The organism is Streptomyces sp. PTL18 (assembly GCF_059510295.1).
On sequence record NZ_JCAJZO010000006.1, the window covers coordinates 275,595 to 291,665 of the forward strand.

The 16,071-nt window shown below is 72.1% G+C and carries 17 protein-coding genes and 1 riboswitch; of the genes, 8 read left to right on the top strand and 9 right to left on the bottom strand.

Translation table 11 applies throughout. The features are described 5' to 3' along the window. Nucleotides 1–43 precede the first annotated feature (43 nt). A complete protein-coding gene (locus AC5WS8_RS14445) occupies nucleotides 44–157 on the bottom strand; it encodes a trp operon leader peptide (RefSeq protein ID WP_496103765.1) in 114 nt (37 codons plus the stop codon). A gap of 72 nt (nucleotides 158–229) precedes the next feature. Between AC5WS8_RS14445 and AC5WS8_RS14450 the strand changes: the two genes are divergently transcribed. Next, nucleotides 230–1,582, top strand: coding sequence for a class II 3-deoxy-7-phosphoheptulonate synthase (locus AC5WS8_RS14450; protein ID WP_496103766.1), 1,353 nt, complete (start codon nucleotides 230–232; stop codon nucleotides 1,580–1,582). A 140-nt stretch (nucleotides 1,583–1,722) separates the two neighbouring features. Next, nucleotides 1,723–1,947: a (2Fe-2S)-binding protein gene (locus AC5WS8_RS14455; RefSeq protein WP_496103767.1), complete on the top strand. Its 225-nt coding sequence runs from the start codon at nucleotides 1,723–1,725 to the stop codon at nucleotides 1,945–1,947. A gap of 7 nt (nucleotides 1,948–1,954) precedes the next feature. Here AC5WS8_RS14455 and bfr read toward each other — a convergent pair whose 3' ends face one another. Further along, nucleotides 1,955–2,434 (bottom strand): bacterioferritin, encoded by a 480-nt coding sequence (bfr, locus tag AC5WS8_RS14460; protein ID WP_496103768.1) that lies wholly within the window; start codon nucleotides 2,432–2,434, stop codon nucleotides 1,955–1,957. Between the two features lie 151 nt (nucleotides 2,435–2,585). Here bfr and AC5WS8_RS14465 point away from each other — a divergent pair, with 151 nt between their 5' ends. Beyond that, nucleotides 2,586–3,218: a sulfite oxidase-like oxidoreductase gene (locus AC5WS8_RS14465; protein ID WP_496103769.1), complete on the top strand. Its 633-nt coding sequence runs from the start codon at nucleotides 2,586–2,588 to the stop codon at nucleotides 3,216–3,218. Nucleotides 3,219–3,237: 19 nt separating this feature from the next. Here the strand turns inward: AC5WS8_RS14465 and AC5WS8_RS14470 are convergent, their stop codons facing one another. The 5 genes from AC5WS8_RS14470 to thiO all read right to left on the bottom strand — a co-directional run bounded on the left by AC5WS8_RS14470 (nucleotide 3,238) and on the right by thiO (nucleotide 8,580). Beyond that, nucleotides 3,238–4,137, bottom strand: coding sequence for a deoxyribonuclease IV (locus AC5WS8_RS14470; protein ID WP_496103770.1), 900 nt, complete (start codon nucleotides 4,135–4,137; stop codon nucleotides 3,238–3,240). Between the two features lie 48 nt (nucleotides 4,138–4,185). Then, nucleotides 4,186–6,099, bottom strand: coding sequence for a Stk1 family PASTA domain-containing Ser/Thr kinase (pknB, locus tag AC5WS8_RS14475; protein WP_496103771.1), 1,914 nt, complete (start codon nucleotides 6,097–6,099; stop codon nucleotides 4,186–4,188). Between the two features lie 286 nt (nucleotides 6,100–6,385). Beyond that, nucleotides 6,386–7,180 (bottom strand): thiazole synthase, encoded by a 795-nt coding sequence (locus AC5WS8_RS14480; protein ID WP_496103772.1) that lies wholly within the window; start codon nucleotides 7,178–7,180, stop codon nucleotides 6,386–6,388. A gap of 3 nt (nucleotides 7,181–7,183) precedes the next feature. Further along, complete coding sequence (thiS, locus tag AC5WS8_RS14485) at nucleotides 7,184–7,384, bottom strand: sulfur carrier protein ThiS (protein ID WP_496103773.1); 201 nt, start codon at nucleotides 7,382–7,384, stop codon at nucleotides 7,184–7,186. After that, entirely contained in the window at nucleotides 7,381–8,580 is a 1,200-nt protein-coding gene (thiO, locus tag AC5WS8_RS14490; protein WP_496103774.1) for a glycine oxidase ThiO, read from the bottom strand. The genes thiS and thiO overlap by 4 nt, the downstream gene beginning before the upstream one ends. After that, a riboswitch (TPP riboswitch) is annotated at nucleotides 8,578–8,691 on the bottom strand. Its footprint overlaps the gene before it by 3 nt. Nucleotides 8,692–8,815: 124 nt before the next feature. Here thiO and AC5WS8_RS14495 point away from each other — a divergent pair. The 5 genes from AC5WS8_RS14495 (at nucleotide 8,816) to AC5WS8_RS14515 (ending at nucleotide 13,414) form a co-directional block, all read left to right on the top strand. After that, nucleotides 8,816–10,042 (top strand): NAD(P)/FAD-dependent oxidoreductase, encoded by a 1,227-nt coding sequence (locus AC5WS8_RS14495; protein WP_496103775.1) that lies wholly within the window; start codon nucleotides 8,816–8,818, stop codon nucleotides 10,040–10,042. A gap of 148 nt (nucleotides 10,043–10,190) precedes the next feature. Then, complete coding sequence (locus tag AC5WS8_RS14500) at nucleotides 10,191–10,556, top strand: Rv2175c family DNA-binding protein (protein WP_496103776.1); 366 nt, start codon at nucleotides 10,191–10,193, stop codon at nucleotides 10,554–10,556. A 194-nt stretch (nucleotides 10,557–10,750) separates the two neighbouring features. After that, nucleotides 10,751–11,401: a thiamine phosphate synthase gene (thiE, locus tag AC5WS8_RS14505; RefSeq protein WP_496103777.1), complete on the top strand. Its 651-nt coding sequence runs from the start codon at nucleotides 10,751–10,753 to the stop codon at nucleotides 11,399–11,401. A 119-nt stretch (nucleotides 11,402–11,520) separates the two neighbouring features. Next, nucleotides 11,521–12,444, top strand: a complete 924-nt coding sequence (metF, locus tag AC5WS8_RS14510) for a methylenetetrahydrofolate reductase [NAD(P)H] (RefSeq protein WP_496103778.1) — start codon at nucleotides 11,521–11,523, stop codon at nucleotides 12,442–12,444. Between the two features lie 55 nt (nucleotides 12,445–12,499). Next, entirely contained in the window at nucleotides 12,500–13,414 is a 915-nt protein-coding gene (locus AC5WS8_RS14515) for an SCO2102 family sporulation regulator (protein ID WP_496103779.1), read from the top strand. A 40-nt stretch (nucleotides 13,415–13,454) separates the two neighbouring features. Here the strand turns inward: AC5WS8_RS14515 and AC5WS8_RS14520 are convergent, their stop codons facing one another. Together AC5WS8_RS14520 and AC5WS8_RS14525 are read right to left on the bottom strand one after the other, a co-directional pair. Further along, complete coding sequence (locus AC5WS8_RS14520; protein WP_496103780.1) at nucleotides 13,455–14,963, bottom strand: phytoene desaturase family protein; 1,509 nt, start codon at nucleotides 14,961–14,963, stop codon at nucleotides 13,455–13,457. A 422-nt stretch (nucleotides 14,964–15,385) separates the two neighbouring features. Then, nucleotides 15,386–16,033 carry a TetR/AcrR family transcriptional regulator gene (locus AC5WS8_RS14525; protein ID WP_496103781.1) on the bottom strand — a complete coding sequence of 216 codons (648 nt, stop codon included), beginning with the start codon at nucleotides 16,031–16,033 and terminating at the stop codon, nucleotides 15,386–15,388. Between the last annotated feature and the right edge of the window lie 38 nt (nucleotides 16,034–16,071).

Here is a 16,071-nt window from a genome sequence, read left to right on the forward strand (position 1 = left end):
GCCGCCCCTCGGGCGGCCTTCGCGAAGTCGTGCGTATGCGCAGTCAGTGGGCCGCCGGACGAGCGGTCCACCACCAGTTCTGGTTCTGGGTCGAGTGCGCGAACACGCCCCGCACCCTACACCCGCGTCCCCGCACCGGGAGACCCGATCCCCGCACCGGGCGGGACGAGCCGTCTCATCAGTCGAGAGCAGCGATAAGCGATGGACACGACCCCGTAATGTTTAAGGGGTGACCGTGAACGCTAAGACCAGCCCGAGCGCTGGCAACACCTGGCGAGACCTGCCCGCGGCGCAGCAGCCCGAGTACCCCGACCCCGAGGCTCTGCGCGCAGTGATCGCGGACCTCGAGTCGTATCCGCCGCTCGTCTTCGCGGGCGAGTGCGACCAGCTGCGCGCCCGGATGGCGGCCGTCGCCAAGGGAGAGGCGTTCCTCCTCCAGGGCGGCGACTGCGCCGAGGCCTTCGACGCGGTGTCCGCCGACCACATCCGCAACAAGCTCAAGACGCTGCTCCAGATGGGCGCCGTGCTCACGTACGCCGCCTCGGTACCGGTGGTGAAGGTCGGCCGTATCGCCGGCCAGTACTCCAAGCCGCGCTCCAAGCCGACCGAGACCCGCGACGGGGTGACGCTGCCGACCTACCGCGGCGACTCCGTCAACGGCTTCGAGTTCTCCGAGGCGGCCCGCGTGCCGGACCCGGAGCGCCTGAAGCGCATGTACCACGCGTCCGCCTCGACACTGAACCTGGTGCGCGCCTTCACCACCGGCGGCTACGCCGACCTGCGCCAGGTGCACGCCTGGAACCAGGACTTCGTGAAGTCGTCGCCGTCCGGTCAGCGCTACGAGCAACTGGCGCGCGAGATCGACAACGCGCTCAACTTCATGCACGCCTGCGGGGCCGACCCGGAGGAGTTCAAGACCGTCGAGTTCTACTCCTCGCACGAGGCGCTGCTGCTCGACTACGAGTCCGCCCTGACCAGGGTCGACTCCCGCACCGGACAGCTGTACGACGTCTCCGGGCACATGGTGTGGATCGGTGAGCGCACCCGGCAGCTGGACGGCGCGCACATCGAGTTCGCGTCGAGGATCCGCAACCCGATCGGCATCAAGCTCGGCCCGACCACGACGGCCGAGGAGGCGCTGCGGTACGTCGACCGCCTCGACCCCGACCGCGAGCCGGGCCGGCTGACCTTCATCGTCCGGATGGGCGCGGACAAGATCCGCGACCGGCTCCCCGAGCTGGTGGAGAAGGTCACGGCGTCCGGCGCGGTGGTGGCCTGGGTGACCGACCCGATGCACGGCAACACGTTCGAGGCGGCCTCCGGTCACAAGACCCGCCGCTTCGACGACGTGCTCGACGAGGTCAAGGGCTTCTTCGAGGTCCACAAGGGACTCGGCACCCACCCGGGCGGCATCCATGTGGAGCTGACCGGTGACGACGTCACCGAGTGCGTGGGCGGCGGTGACGAGATCTTCGTCGACGACCTGCACCAGCGCTACGAGACGGCGTGCGACCCGCGGCTCAACCGCAGCCAGTCGCTGGACCTGGCGTTCCTCGTCGCGGAGATGTACCGGGACCAGTAGCCGACGGGCATCGGACCGACGCATGAGTATCGGACCGACGCACGAGTGGGGCGCGGATCACACGATCCGCGCCCCACTCCGCTGTCGCACCTCCGACGAGGAAGGTAAGGTTAGGTTTGCCTTATCGAGTCCGGCGGGAGGTGGACCGCGTGTATGTCTGCAGTTGCTTCGGCATCACCGAGCACCAGGTGAGGCAGCACGCGGAGAACGGCGCCCGCACCCCGCGGCAGGTCGCCTCCGCCTGCAAGGCGGGCACGGACTGCGGGTCGTGTGTGCGCAGGATCCAGGCGCTCCTGGGACGCGGCGCGTCCCCTCGCCGCGGGGTCGCCGAACCCGTGCTGTCCGGGCTGGAAGAAGCCGCCTAGTTCGCGCCTAGCTCTCCGGCTGCTCGATGATCTGGGAGATGTACAGCGCCTCGCCGAGCTTCTCCAGCAGGTACAGCTGGGTGTCCAGGTAGTCGATGTGGTGCTCCTCGTCCGCGAGGATCGACTCGAAGATGTTCGCGGAGGTGATGTCGCCCTTCTCCCGCATCAGCCTGATCCCGCGCCTGAGCCGGTCGATCGCCTCCACCTCGATCTGCCGGTCCGCCTCGAACATCTCCCTGACGGTCTGTCCCACCCGCACATGGAAGAGCCGCTGGTAGTTCGGCAGCCCCTCGAGGAGGAGGATGCGGTCGGTGAGCACCTCCGCGTGCTTCATCTCGTCGAACGACTCCCGCCGCGTGTACCTGGCGAGCTTGTACCACCCGAAGTTCTCCTGCATCTTCGCGTGCAGGAAGTACTGGTTGATCGCGGTCAGCTCGGCGGTGAGCTGCTCGTTGAGGAATTCGATGACCTCCGGGTCGCCCTGCATGGCGGGGCTCCTTCCAGGCGGGGACGGCGGGCTGCGCCGCATGATGGCACCGGCACCGAGAGGCGTCCAGTAAGTTCACACTTAGTCCTATGTGCCCGAATTGGGATGGGGCTGGTCATGTGCACCCTCCGCGGTCTGTCAGGATGGAGTCATGGGTCATCCGGTGGAGCGCGAATCTGGAGAAACGGCACGGTCACAGCTTCCGCCGGGACAGCGACTGCAGCGGGGCTGGCCGGTCACGCACTACGGTCCCGTGCCCAAGTTCCGCCCCGAACGCTGGGAGTTCCGGGTCTTCGGCGCCACCGCGGACGGCGAGAAGCACTGCTGGAACCACGAGGAGTTCACGTCCCTGCCGTACGCCACCGTCCTGGCCGATCTGCACTGCGTGACGAAGTTCAGCATGGTCGGGGCCGAATGGGGCGGCATTCCCGCCCGTACGATCCTGGAGATCGCCCCGCCCGCGCCCACCGTCACCCATGTGATGGTGTGGGCGGAGTACGGGTTCAGCTCCAATCTGCGCCTGTCCGACTTCGCCTCCGGCAGCACGATCTTCGCCACGCACAAGGACGGCGAACTGCTCACCGCGGAACACGGCTTTCCGCTGCGTCTGATCGTGCCGCACCTGTACGCCTGGAAGGGCCCCAAGTGGGTCCGCGGCGTCGAGTACATGACCACCGACCGACGCGGCTTCTGGGAGGAACGCGGGTACCACAACATCGGTGACCCGTGGAAGGAGCAGCGCTACTCGTACCAGGAGGAGCCCGGGGACGGCCCGGAGCTCTGAGGTCCGGGGAAGCCCCGGTTCAGCCGTCCCGCAGCTTCTTCAGCCGCTCCACGTCCGCCGCGTGCCCTTCCTTGCGGCCGGGCGTCTCGATGACCAGGGGCACGCCCTCGGTGGCCGGATGTGTCATCAGCGCACGGAACGGGTCCTCGCCGATATGGCCGGCGCCGATGTTGGCATGACGGTCCCGGTGGGCGCCGACCGCCTCCTGTGAGTCGTTGGCGTGGATCAGTTTGAGCCGGCCCTCGCCGACGGTGTCCACCAGCGTCTCCAGTGTCCGGTGCGCCCCGTCCGGCCCGGTCAGGTCGTGCCCGGCGGCGAAGACGTGGCAGGTGTCGAGGCAGACGCCAAGCCTCGGGTGGGCGTCCAGAGCCTCGAAGTAAGGACCGAAGTCCCAGGTGCGGGAGCACAGTGAGGCGCCCTGGCCCGCGGTCGACTCCAGCAGCAGCCACGGGTCGTCGTCGTGCGTCAGCTCGTCCAGCAGCGGCAGCATCCGCTCCCGTACCTGCCTCAGCGCCACGGAACGGTCCCGGCCGCCGGTCGCACTGCCGGTGTGCACCACCACGCCGCGCGCTCCGATCTCCCGGCCCCGGCGCAGCGAGTGCCTGAGGGACTCCACCGACCTGTCCACGGTCGCCCCGGTGTGCGAGCCGAAGTTGATCAGATACGGCGCGTGGACGTACACCGGGATCGACGCGGCGGTGCAAGCGGCCCGGAACTCCTCGTCCTGACGCGGACTGCCGCCGGGCGTCGCCCAGCCGCGCGGGTTGGCCACGAAGACCTGTACCGTCTCGGCCCCGATGTCGCGGGCGTAGGCCAGCCCGACGGAGTTCAGCCCACCGGCCACCGGGACATGGCTGCCGATCGGGTTGCGGGAGGGGCCGAAGGCGCCGTGGACGCCGGGGGACTGCTCAGTGCTCACCCCCCAAGGGTGTCACGGGCTCCCGGGCGCCCGTCCTCGGCCGGTCCGCTAGCGGATCTTGATGGTGATCGTCGATCCCTTCGGCGCCCTGTCCCCGCCCTTGACCGACTGGCTCTTCACCGTGTCGCCGAACAGGCCCAGCAGTCCCCGGTCCTCCTCGACCTGGAAACCGGCGGCCTCGAGTGCCTTCTTCGCGTCGTCGACGTGCTGCCCGGTGACGTCCGGCACCTCGACCATCGGCCGGCCCTTGGAGATCGTCAACGTGACCGTGTCGCCCGCCGCTGCCTGCTGCCCTCCGTCCGGCGACTGCCGGGCGACCTTCCCGGCGTCGTACTCCGAGGTGACCTGCGTGTCGGCGATCTTCACCTGCAGGCCGGCCTGCTGCAGCTGTGACGTGGCGTCGTCGATGGAGGCCCCTCTGACATCGGGCACGTCCACCGGGCTGCCCTTGCTGACGGTGAGCGCCACCGCCGAGCCGCCGTGCCGCTCGGTCCCCGCCTCCGGGTCCGTGCCGATCACGGAGCCCTTGGGCACGTCCTCGCTGAACTCCTGCGTGACCATGCCCGGCACCAGGCCGTCCTTCTTCAGCCGGACCTGCGCCTTGTCCAGCCGGTAGCCCTTCAGATCGGGCACCCGCACCGTCTCGGGGCCGTCCGACAGCGTCAGCGTCACCGCGTCGTGGGACCGGATCCGCGCCCCCACCGCCGGGTCGGTGCTGATCACCGTGCCGCGCTTCACCGTGTCGCTGTAGGCGTGCTTGACCTGCCTGACCTCGAGACCGGCCTCCCTCAGCCGGGCCCGCGCCTCGGCCTCCGTCTTCGCCAGGAGCGGCGGGACCTCGGTGAACTGGCCCGAGTTGATGTACCAGACCCCCGTGCCGACACCGAACACCACCAGCACGGCGAGGACCAGTGCCAGCAGCCCGCGCCGGGGCCGGGCCGAGCGCCGGGGCGGCCCGGGCGGACCGGCCGGAAGCCGGCTGGTCCGGTTGAGGACGGCTCCCCGGTCCTCGCCCACGGGGTGGGTCGGCAGCAGGCGCGGGATCACACTGGTGCGGTCCTCGGCGTTGTCGTGTTCCGCGGTGACGGCGCCCGGCGGCACGGCGTCCAGCTGCTCGTCGGTCAGCGCCCCCCGGGCCCGAAGCACCTGACCCAGCAGCGCCACCGCGTCCGGCGGCCGCAGCTCGGGGTTGCGCGCGGTCGCGGACGCGACCAGGTCGTCGAGTTCCACGGACAGCCCGGGCACGGCCGCCGAGGGCGGCGGCACGTCCTGGTTCAGGTGCCGGTAGAGCACCTGGGCGGGGGAGTCGCCGTGGTGCGGCTTGACGCCGGTCAGCATCTCGTGGAGGACGACCCCGCACGCGTACACGTCGACCCGAGGGTCGGCCACGCCGTGCTCTATCTGCTCCGGGGCGAGGTAGGAGACGGTGCCGAGGACGGTGCCCGTGGTGTCGGTGACGGTGTCGACGGACCGGACGAGACCGAAGTCGGCCACCTTCACCCGGCCGTCGTCACCTATGAGGACGTTCTCCGGCTTCATGTCCCGGTGCACGAACCCGGCGCGGTGCGCGGCCCCCAGGGCGGCCAGCACCGGTTCCAGGATGTCCAGGGCCGCCCGGGGCTGCAGCGCCCCGCGCTCGCGCAGCACGTCCCTGAGGGTGCAGCCGGCGACGTACTCCATGGCGAGGTAGACGTACGACCCGTCGGCGCCTTGATCGAACATCTGCACGACGTTCGGGTGGTCGAGGCGGGCCACCGACTTGGCCTCCCGTATGAAGCGCTCGACGAACGAGGCGTCGACGGCCAGCGTCGGGTGCATCACCTTCAGCGCGAGCACACGGTCCAGACGGATGTCCAGGGCCCGGTAGACGGTGGCCATCCCGCCGACCGCGATCCGCGCGTCGACGCGATAGCGGCCGTCGAGCACCTGCCCGACGAGAGGGTCCTGAAGGGTCGTATCCACGCTGGTGAGTCTACGAGGGCGCACTGTCACCCACCGGCCGCGGCGGGTATACCGGGGCCCGACTGCAGCCGACCTGTGACGCACCCCTCTCCTGGCCGGCTCCGGCCGCGGTGCCCGTCAAGCTCCGGCCGCGGTGCCCGTCAAGGAGCGGCGTCCGGTGCGTGCTCCGGGGGCACCCCTGCTCGAAGAGCTTGGGGGAGTGCCGGCCGGAAGCCCTCGTACCGGACGTACGCGGCGAGCGTGCGTGCCGGGCGTCGCGACGGGGCGAACGTGGTCTGTTGCGGCACTAGAACGCCGGCAGCTCCGGGTCCAGCCCGGCCATGCCCTCCGTCGGCGACGACGCCTGCGCGAAGTGCCGGCGCGGGATACGGCCCGCCCGGCGGGCGAGCCGGCCGGCCTCCACGGCGTGCCGCATGGCCTCCGCCATCAGGACCGGCTCCTGCGCCCGCGTCACCGCCGAGGCGAGCATCACACCCGCGCACCCGAGCTCCATCGCCAGTGCCACGTCCGACGCGGTGCCCGCGCCCGCGTCCAGGATGACGGGCACGCGCGCGTGCTCCACGATCAGCTGGAAGTTGTGCGGGTTGCGGATGCCGAGCCCGGACCCGATCGGGGAGCCGAGCGGCATGATCGCGGCGCAGCCGGCGTCCTCCAGCCTGCGGGCGAGCACCGGGTCGTCGTTCGTGTACGGCAGCACGGTGAAACCGTCGTCCACCAGTGTCTCGGCCGCCTCCAGCAGCTCGATCGGGTCCGGCAGCAGGGTCCGCTCGTCGGCGATGACCTCCAGCTTGACCAGATCCGTGCCGAGCGCCTCGCGCGCGAGGCGGGCGGTGAGCACGGCCTCGCCCGCGGTGAAGCAGCCCGCGGTGTTCGGCAGTACCCGGATGCCCAGCTTGTCGAGTACGGACAGGACCGAGCCGTGCACCGAGGCGTCGACGCGGCGCATCGCCACCGTCGTCAGCTCCGTACCGGACGCCGTCAGCGCCCGCTCCAGCACGTCCAGGCTGGGCGCACCACCGGTCCCCATGATCAGCCGGGACGAGTAGGTCGTGCCTCCGAGGACGAAGGGATCGTCAGCCATGGGTCAGCCTCCTTGGACGGCGGTGAGGACCTCGACGCGATCACCCTCCGAGAGGGACGTCGACGCCCACTGGGCGCGCGGGACGACGGTTTCGTTGACGGCGGCGGCCACGCCCGAGGGGGCGGCGGTCAGGCTCCGCACCACCGCGTCGAGCGCGACACCGGGGGCGACCTCGTGGGTCTCCCCGTTGACCGAGATGTTCATATGGGCTGCTCCGTGAGTGCGGCGGCGGTGAAACGCCGGGGCGTGAAGGGGCGGGCCTCCTCAGGGAGCTCACCGGTGGTGAGCACGTGCGCCATGACGTCGCCGGTGACCGGGGTGAGCAGGACGCCGTTGCGGTAGTGCCCGGTGGCCAGCAGCAGGCCGTCCAGCTCCGTGGGGCCGAGCAGCGGCGCGTTGTCCGGGGAGCCGGGCCGCAGACCCGCCCGGGTCTCGGTGAGCGGCAGCTCGGTGATCCCGGGCACCAGCTCGTGCGCGTCCCGCAGCAGCTCGTACACCCCGCCCGCGGTGACCGCGGTGTCCCAGCCCAGCTCCTCGCTGGTCGCGCCCACCACCAGTTCGCCGTTCTCGCGCGGCACCAGGTAGATCGCGCCGCCGCGGACGACGGCCCGCACGGTACGGCTCAGGAACGGCGCGTACCGCTCGGGCACGGTCAGCCGCAGCACCTGCCCCTTCACGGGGCGCACGGGCGGCAGCACGTCGTCCGGGACGCCGGCGAGCCGCCCGCTGAGGCTGCCCGCGGCGAGGACGACCTGCCCGGCCGCGAGCTCGGTGCCGTCGGCGGTCCTGACCCCGGCCGCCCGCCCCCGCACGACCGCGAGCCGCTCGGCCCACACCCGGTGGAAGACCACGCCGGCACGTTCGCAGGCCGTCACCAGGGCCGCGGCCAGGCGGCGCGGGTCGATCTGGTGGTCCCCGTCGACCCTGAGCCCCCCGCGCACGCCCGGCGCGAGCATCGGCTCCAGGCGGCGGCACTCGCGCCCGCTCAGCCACTCCGACGTCAGGCCCGAGCGCTGCTGGAGCGCATGCAGTTCGCGCAGCTCGGCGCGGTCGTCGGCGTCGAGCGCGACGGCGAGCGTGCCGCAGCGGCGGTAGCCGAGATCCCGGCCGGTGGCCTCGGTCAGCTCGGCGGCGAAGTCCGGGTAGCGGCGCGCGGAGGCGAGATTCAGGGCCAGCAGCGTCTGCTCGCCGTAGTGCAGCTCGGTGACGGCGGCGAGCATTCCGGCGGCCACCTGCGCGGCTCCGCCGCCCGGCTCCGGGTCCACCACGGCGGTGGCGAACCCGCGCTGTGCCGCCCGCCAGGCGGTCACGAGCCCGATGATCCCACCCCCGATGACGAGGACGTCCGGCACGGTCGGCGGTGCGTGCGGTGCCGACGGTTCGTCCGGTGTACGCGACATGGGTGTCCAGCCCCTCCCTTCGCCGGCATGACCCGGATCAGGTTCGTACGGTCGGAGGCCGTCCCAGCCGCCCTCTCAGCCCGGTACGTCCGGGCTCCCGCGAGTGCTTACGGTGGCAACCCTAGCCCTCGCGGCACCGCCCTCGTAAGACAGCCTCCGGTCGCCCGACGGCTGTGCAGGACGTCACCCAGCACGCCCCCTGACTGACAATCCGTCAGTTGTCTATGGTGATCAGGTGAGCGAGCAGACGCAGGCACGGGGCGGCACGGCACGGCGCGTCGTCGTCGTGGGCGCGGGCATGGCCGGGGTGCAGACCGCGGTCGCCCTGCGGGAACAGGGCTTCACCGGCAGCGTGACACTGGTCGGCGCGGAGCCGCACCAGCCGTACGACAGGCCGCCGCTGTCCAAGGCCGTGCTGCTCGGCAAGGCCGAGGGCTCCGCCTTCGACGTCGACTTCGAGGCGCTGGGCATCGAGCTGCAGCTGGGCCGCGAGGCGACGGGCCTGCGGCCCGGGGACCATGAGCTGGACACCGAGCGGGGACCCGTCCCGTACGACGTCCTGGTCGTCGCGACCGGTGCCGAGCCCGTTCAGCTGCCGGGTGCGGAAGGCGTCCCCGGGGTGCATCTGCTGCGCACGCTGGACGACGCCGAGCGGCTGCGCCCGGTGCTGGCCCGGCAGCACGACATCGTGGTCGTGGGCGCGGGCTGGATCGGTGCCGAGTTCGCCACCGCGGCCCGCGAGGCGGGCTGCGCGGTGACCGTGGTGGAGGCCGCGGACCGGCCGCTCGCGGGAGCGCTGCCGGCGGCGGTCGCGGCGCCGATGGCGGCCTGGTACGCGGACAGTGGGACCGAGCTGCGCACGCACGCGCGCGTGGAGCGCGTCGAGCCGGGCGCGGTGGTCCTGGACGACGGCTCCCGGGTGCCGGCCGGGGCGGTGGTGGTGGGCATCGGGGCCCGGCCCGCCACGGCATGGCTGGCCGGGTCCGGGATCGAGCTGGGCGTGCACGGCGAGGTGCAGGCCGACGACCATCTGCGCACCTCCGTGCCGGACGTCTACGCGGTCGGCGACTGCGCGTCCTTCCCGTCGGGCCGCTACGAGGAGCGGCTGCTCGTCCACCACTGGGACAACGCCCTTCAGGGGCCGCGCACGGTCGCCGCGAACATCGTCGGGCAGACGCCGGCGGCGTACGACCCGGTGCCGTACTTCTGGTCGGAGCAGTTCGGCCGGTTCGTCCAGTACGTGGGCCACCACGCGTCCGCCGACACGACCGTGTGGCGCGGCGATCCCGAGGGCGCGGCCTGGACGGTCTGCTGGCTGCGCTCGGGACGCCTGGTCGCCCTGCTGGCCGTGGGCCGCCCCCGGGACCTCGCGCAAGGCCGGCGCCTGATCGAATCGGGTGCCCCCATGGACCCGGCCCTCCTGTCGGACCCGTCCCGTCCGCTGAAGGAGGCGACGGCGTAGGGGCCGACGACCGGCTTCGACGGCGGCCCGGACTCCACGACCCACCCGCCGCGCCACCCCCCGTCCGGCGGCAGGCCACCCGCTCCGGGTAACCCCGCCGGAGGCGCCCCGCTTCCGACTGTCGGTCCCGGATGGCACGCTTGATCCCGTGACCGAGATTGACGCAAAGATCGATGCTCTCGTCCCCGCCTGGCTCACCCTGCCCGACATCGCCGAAATGCTCGGTGTCGAGGTGACCCGCGTACGGCAGCTGGTCAAGGAGGGCCAGCTCATCGCCGTCCGCCGAGGCGAGAACAAGGCGCTGCACGTCCCCGCCGCCTTCATCGACGAGGACAAGGTGGTCAAGGGCCTGTCCGGCACCCTGACCCTGCTGCGGGACGACGGCTTCACGGTCGAAGAGATGATCGAGTGGCTCTTCACCCCCGACCCGACCCTGCCCGGTACCCCCGCGCAGGCTCTCAGCGAGAATCGCGGCACGGAGGTGAAGCGCCGCGCCCAGGCGCTTGCCGTCTGATCCGATCCGGCCTGATCGAGACGTGGTTCGATCCGACCCGACTCCACCTGACCAGATCGGACCGATTCCGTCCGGTCAGGCCGCACACAAACAACCGTCCGCGTACGGGCCGCCGTCCATCGAGAAGCGCTCCGGCCCCGGCCGGCCGCGCCCGGCAGCGGCCCGTACGCCACCGACAACGGGGGAGCACCACCGTGCCCGACACCACCCGCACCGCCCGGCTCGCCGACGCCCGCGTCTACCTGTGCACGGACGCCCGCAAGAGCCGGGGCGACCTCGCCGAGTTCCTCGACGCGGTCCTCGCCGGGGGCGTCGACATCGTGCAGCTGCGCGACAAGGGCCTGGAGGCCGCCGAGGAGCTGGAGCACCTGCAGGTCTTCGCCGAGGCCTGCGCCCGCCACGGCAAGCTCCTCGCGGTGAACGACCGCGCGGACATCGCCCACGCCGCCCGCCCCGACATCCTGCACCTCGGCCAGGGCGACCTCCCCGTCCCCGCGGCCCGCGCCGTCCTCGGCGACGACATCCTCATGGGCCGCTCCACACACACCGAGGCGGAGGCCGGGGCGGCCGCCGTCCAGGAGGGTGTGGACTACTTCTGCACCGGCCCCTGCTGGCCCACCCCCACCAAGCCCGGTCGCCCCGCCCCCGGCCTCGGTCTGGTCCGCCACACCGCCGCGCTCGGCACCGACCGCCCCTGGTTCGCCATCGGAGGCATCGACCTCGGCAACCTGGACCAGGTGCTGGAGGCGGGCGCCCGCCGTGTGGTGGTGGTCCGCGCGATCACGGAGGCGGACGACCCCGGCGCGGCGGCGGCCGAGTTCGCCAAGCGGCTGCGCACCGCGTAGGCGCGTGGCGGAGGCCGGTCCTGCGCCGCATTGTCCGATGGGTGGACAACAAGTCGACAATTCGGGCAAATACCGGCCGTCCGGTTGGGGGACCGACGCCCCCTGGCTAACCTGCGACTATGGCCCTCGGAACCGCATCCACGAGGACTGATCGCGCACGGACCGTGCGCGACATCCTCGCCACCGGCAAAACGACGTACTCGTTCGAGTTCTCGGCGCCGAAGACGCCCCAGGGCCAGCGGAACCTGTGGAATGCGCTGCGAAGGGTCGAGGCGGTCGCCCCCGACTTCGTCTCCGTCACGTACGGCGCCGGCGGCTCCACCCGTGCGGGCACGGTCAAGGAGACCGAGCAGATCGTCGCCGACACGACGCTCACCCCGGTCGCCCACCTCACCGCGGTCAACCACTCGGTCGCCGAGCTGCGCAACATCATCGGCCAGTACGCCGACGCCGGGATCCGCAACATGCTCGCGGTGCGCGGCGACCCGCCCGGCGATCCCATGGGCGAGTGGGTGCCGCACCCCCGAGGCCTGACCTACGCGGCCGAACTCGTCCGGCTCATCAAGGAGTCGGGCGACTTCTGCGTGGGCGTCGCCGCCTTCCCGGAGATGCACCCCCGCTCCGGCGACTGGGACACCGACGTGACGCACTTCGTCGACAAGTGCCGGGCCGGTGCCGACTACGCGATCACCCAGATGTTCTTCCAGCCGGAGTCGTATCTGCGCCTGCGCGACCGGGTCGCCGCGGCCGGTTGCGACACCCCGGTCATCCCCGAGGTCATGCCCGTGACCAGTGTGCGGATGCTTCAGCGGCTGCCCCAGCTCAGCAACGCCGCCCTCCCCGACGGACTTCAGGAGCGGATCCTCGCGGCGCAGGACGATCCGGCGGCGGTACGCTCGATCGGCATCGACTTCGCCACGGAGTTCTGCGCGAGGCTGCTGGCCGAGGGGGTTCCCGGGTTGCACTTCATTACACTCAACAACTCCACGGCGACGCTGGAGATCTACGAAAACCTGGGCCTGCACCACCCGCAGCGGGCCTAGACCGCCGCACCCGTATGCGACACACTGCGTAGCGGCCACTGGGAGAGGGGCGTACATGGGCTGGACGGTCCTCTACATCGCGTTCGGCATCGTCGCGCTGTGGCTGCTCGGTGAGGTGCTGCTGCAGTACAAGGCACGCCTGCGCTGGCGGCTGCTCGCGTTCGTCGGATTCCTCGGTGTCGTGTTCGGCGTCCTGATCCCCTCCGTGCTGGTCATCGCCGTGGGCGCGGCCGCCTTCGCGGTCGGGCAGACCTACGTCACCCTGTCGTTCCGCCGCGGGTTCGCCTCCGGCTGGGCGGTCGGCAACCGCCCGCGCGAGGGCTCGGGCACCGGCAGCAAGCGCCGCCGGGGCGAGAAGGCGCGCCAGGAGCAGGCGCCCGAGGACACCGGCCAGGAGCCGACGCCCGCGACGGCCGCCGGAACGTACCGTCATGACGACGCGTACGACGAGGACGACCACGAAGACGTCTTCACCCGCCCGGGGACCACCCCGCCCGCGGAGACCGCGGCCGAGGCCACCGCCGTCTACGAGCCGCAGCCGCTGCCCGAGGAGACCGGCTCCTACGGCGTCTACGCCGACACCGCCCAGACCGGCGTCGGGCAGCCCCAGGAGCAGCAGGCCTACGCCTACGACGGCTACTCCGGGTACGGACAGCAGCAGCACTACGGCTACGAGGGCGGCCAGCAGTACAGCGCCTACTCCGACCCGTACCAGGGCACGGGGACCTATGGTGGCGGCTCGTACGACACGTACGGAGGCGAGCAGCAGTACGGGCAGCAGGCGTACGGTCAGGACCAGTACGCCACCGGCAGCTACGGCGAGACCCCGCCCGACGGTGTGTGGGTGCCCCAGCAGCGCACCACCGACGCGCTCGGTGGTGAACTCCCGCCCGAGCAGTCGTACCCCTACCAGGGCAACGGCACTGCGCACGGCAACGGCTACGGCTACGACGAGCACTACCGCTTCTGACCGGCCGGTGCCGGGGCTGGGACCGCGGCCCCCGGGACCGTCACTGGGATCCCCGGAAGCCCGGTCCCTCCACGATGAGTCCGGCGACCAGGGCGCCCGACATCCCGGCGTGGGGAAGACCGCCGCCCGGGTGCGACCAGCCGCCCACGAGATGAAGGCCGGGGAAGCGGGTGGTGTTGGCCGGGTGCAGAAAGCGTCCGGCGCCCGCTGCGAGCGCGGGAGCCGGAACGGCCCCCCGCTCGGCGCCCGTTTCCTGCTCGATGTGGCCGGGCGTGCGTATCTCGCGCCACAGGAGGCGCTCCCGCAGCCCCGGGACGGCGGCCGCCGCCGCCCTGACCATGAGATCGGCGAAGCGCTCCGCGGACTCGGCCACGGCCCACTCCTCCTCGGACGGGGCCACCGCGGACAGCACCACGGACTCGTGCCCGTCGTCCGGGCGCAGCGCCGGGTCGTCCGGGCGCAGGACGGTCACCGTGGGCCGCAGGCCGTCCACGGCGACGGAGCACAGCGAATCGAGCTCCGCGCTCCTGTCCGGCGTGTGCACCACCGTCCGCTGCGCCGCGGCCGCCTCGCGCCGTCCGCGCAGCGCCAGCAGCACCGTGAATCGTCCGGGCCGTGCGGCGTCGAGCACGTGCCGTACGTCGTCCTCGTCCTGGAGCAGGTGATCCGTCAGCCGGTGCAGTCGCCCGGCGTCCATGCCCGCCACCACATGATCCGCCTCGGCCACCGCCCCGCCGGCCAGCTCCACCCCCGCCGCCCGGCCGTCCTTCTCGACGATCCCGGTGACCTCGGCGCCGAAGACGAACTCCACCCGCCGGGCCAGGCACCGCTCGTACACGGCGCGCGCCAGCTCCCGCATCCCACCGCGCACGTACCACATGCCGAAGGCGTGCTCCATGTAGGGCAGTACCGCCGCGCTCGCCGGGGTGGCGCGCGGATCCAGGCCGTGGCCCAGGGCGTGGCTCTCCAGCAGGGCTGCGAGCCGCGGGTCGCGCAGCTCCCAGGCGCCGACCTCGGCGAGGGTGGCGGCCCGGCGCGTGCGCAGCAGGCGCTTGTGCGGCACCGCCGGATACGGCTCCTTCTCCGCCAGCACCCGCCAGTCGGTCCACAGCGGCTCCTCCAGCAGCGGCCGACGGGTGCGGTCCCACGCCTCGCGGGCCCGCACCAGGAAGTCGCCCCAGCGCTCGCCCGCCCCCGCGCCCAGGGCCTCGTCCAGGGCCGCGACGACACCCGCGCGCGACGCGTTCGGCAGGGACACCTCGGTGCCGTCGGCGAAGACGTGCCGCGACGACGGATCCACCTGGACCAGTTCGACGCAGTCCTCCAGCGGCTCCTTGCCGGTCTTGACGAACAGGTCGCGCCAGACCGCGGGCAGCGGCAGCAGGCCCGGGCCGGTGTCGAAGGAGAAGCCGTCGCGGGAGAAACGGCGCACCGCACCGCCGTACGTCTCCGTACGCTCGTACACCACCACCCGGTGGCCCGCGACGGCCAGCCGGGCGGCGGCCGCCATCGCGCCCATCCCGGCGCCGATCACCGCAATCCGTGCCATGACTGCGACCTTATCGGCCGCCGCCGACAATCCGGTCGCGGGCCCGTGACCGGCGCTTTTCGCCGCCTTCATGCCTGGGGTGAGCGCTTGGGCCTGAGTATCCGTACCTAGACGGAGAGATGAGTACCTGCGCGGATGGGGTCCGACCCGTGCGGGCGAGACAGTAGGGGCACGGGAAAGGGCACGGCTCCGGCACCGCCGACACGGGGCGGCGGAACGGCGCCCGCCCTCGACCGCTCCTTCCGCCGGCGCGTTTTCCGGCGGAAGCGAGGCAGGGGGAGACCCGGGGGAAGGACCGAACGGGGATCGAACGGGGGACACGGGGGCACGACGGAGCGCCGGTTCGAGGCGGCCCGCGAAGGACGCGGCCACCACGAACCGGTGCCTTCGTCCGCCGCGCACCACCGGCTGCATCCATGTCCCTACCGGCCGTTTGCCCACCGGCCGCCGCTCACGCGCCCCTGGATCAGCCGCGACAGCGCCGCGTGGACGTCGTCCAGGGAGCGCTCCGGCTGGAACGACTGCCAGTCCAGCGCCGCCACCAGCACCATGCCGACCAGCGCGGCGGCCGTCAGCGGGACGTCGATCTCGTCGCTGAACTCGCCGCTCTCCACCCCCGCGCGCAGCACGTCCTCGATCGCCGCGATGACCTGCTGCCGGACCACCATGAGCGTGGACTGCCAGGCCCGGTTGGTGCGCCACAGCTCGGCCACGTACAGCTGGGTGAAGGACGGGTAGCGGGCGATGAAGGCGAGACCGGCCCGGATCATGGCGTCCAGGGCGTCCACTCCGGTCCCGCCCGCCCGGTCGCTGTGCTCGGCCGCGTCCCTGAGGGAGGCCGTGAGGAGCCCCACACCGTGCCGCAGCAGTTCCTCGAAGAGGACCGACTTGCTCGCGAAGTTGTAGTAGACCGTGCCCTTCGCGACCCCGGCCCGCTCGGCGATCTCGTCGACGGTGGTCGCGGAGAAGCCCTGCTCCGCGATCAGGGTGACGGCCGCCTCGTAGAGTTTCTGCCGGGTCGCCTCACGGCGGCTCGAGCCGCCCGACGTAGCGGCGCTGCTGCGTTCCATGGCCCCGATTCTCACAGGAACCGCACGGTGGGATGTCC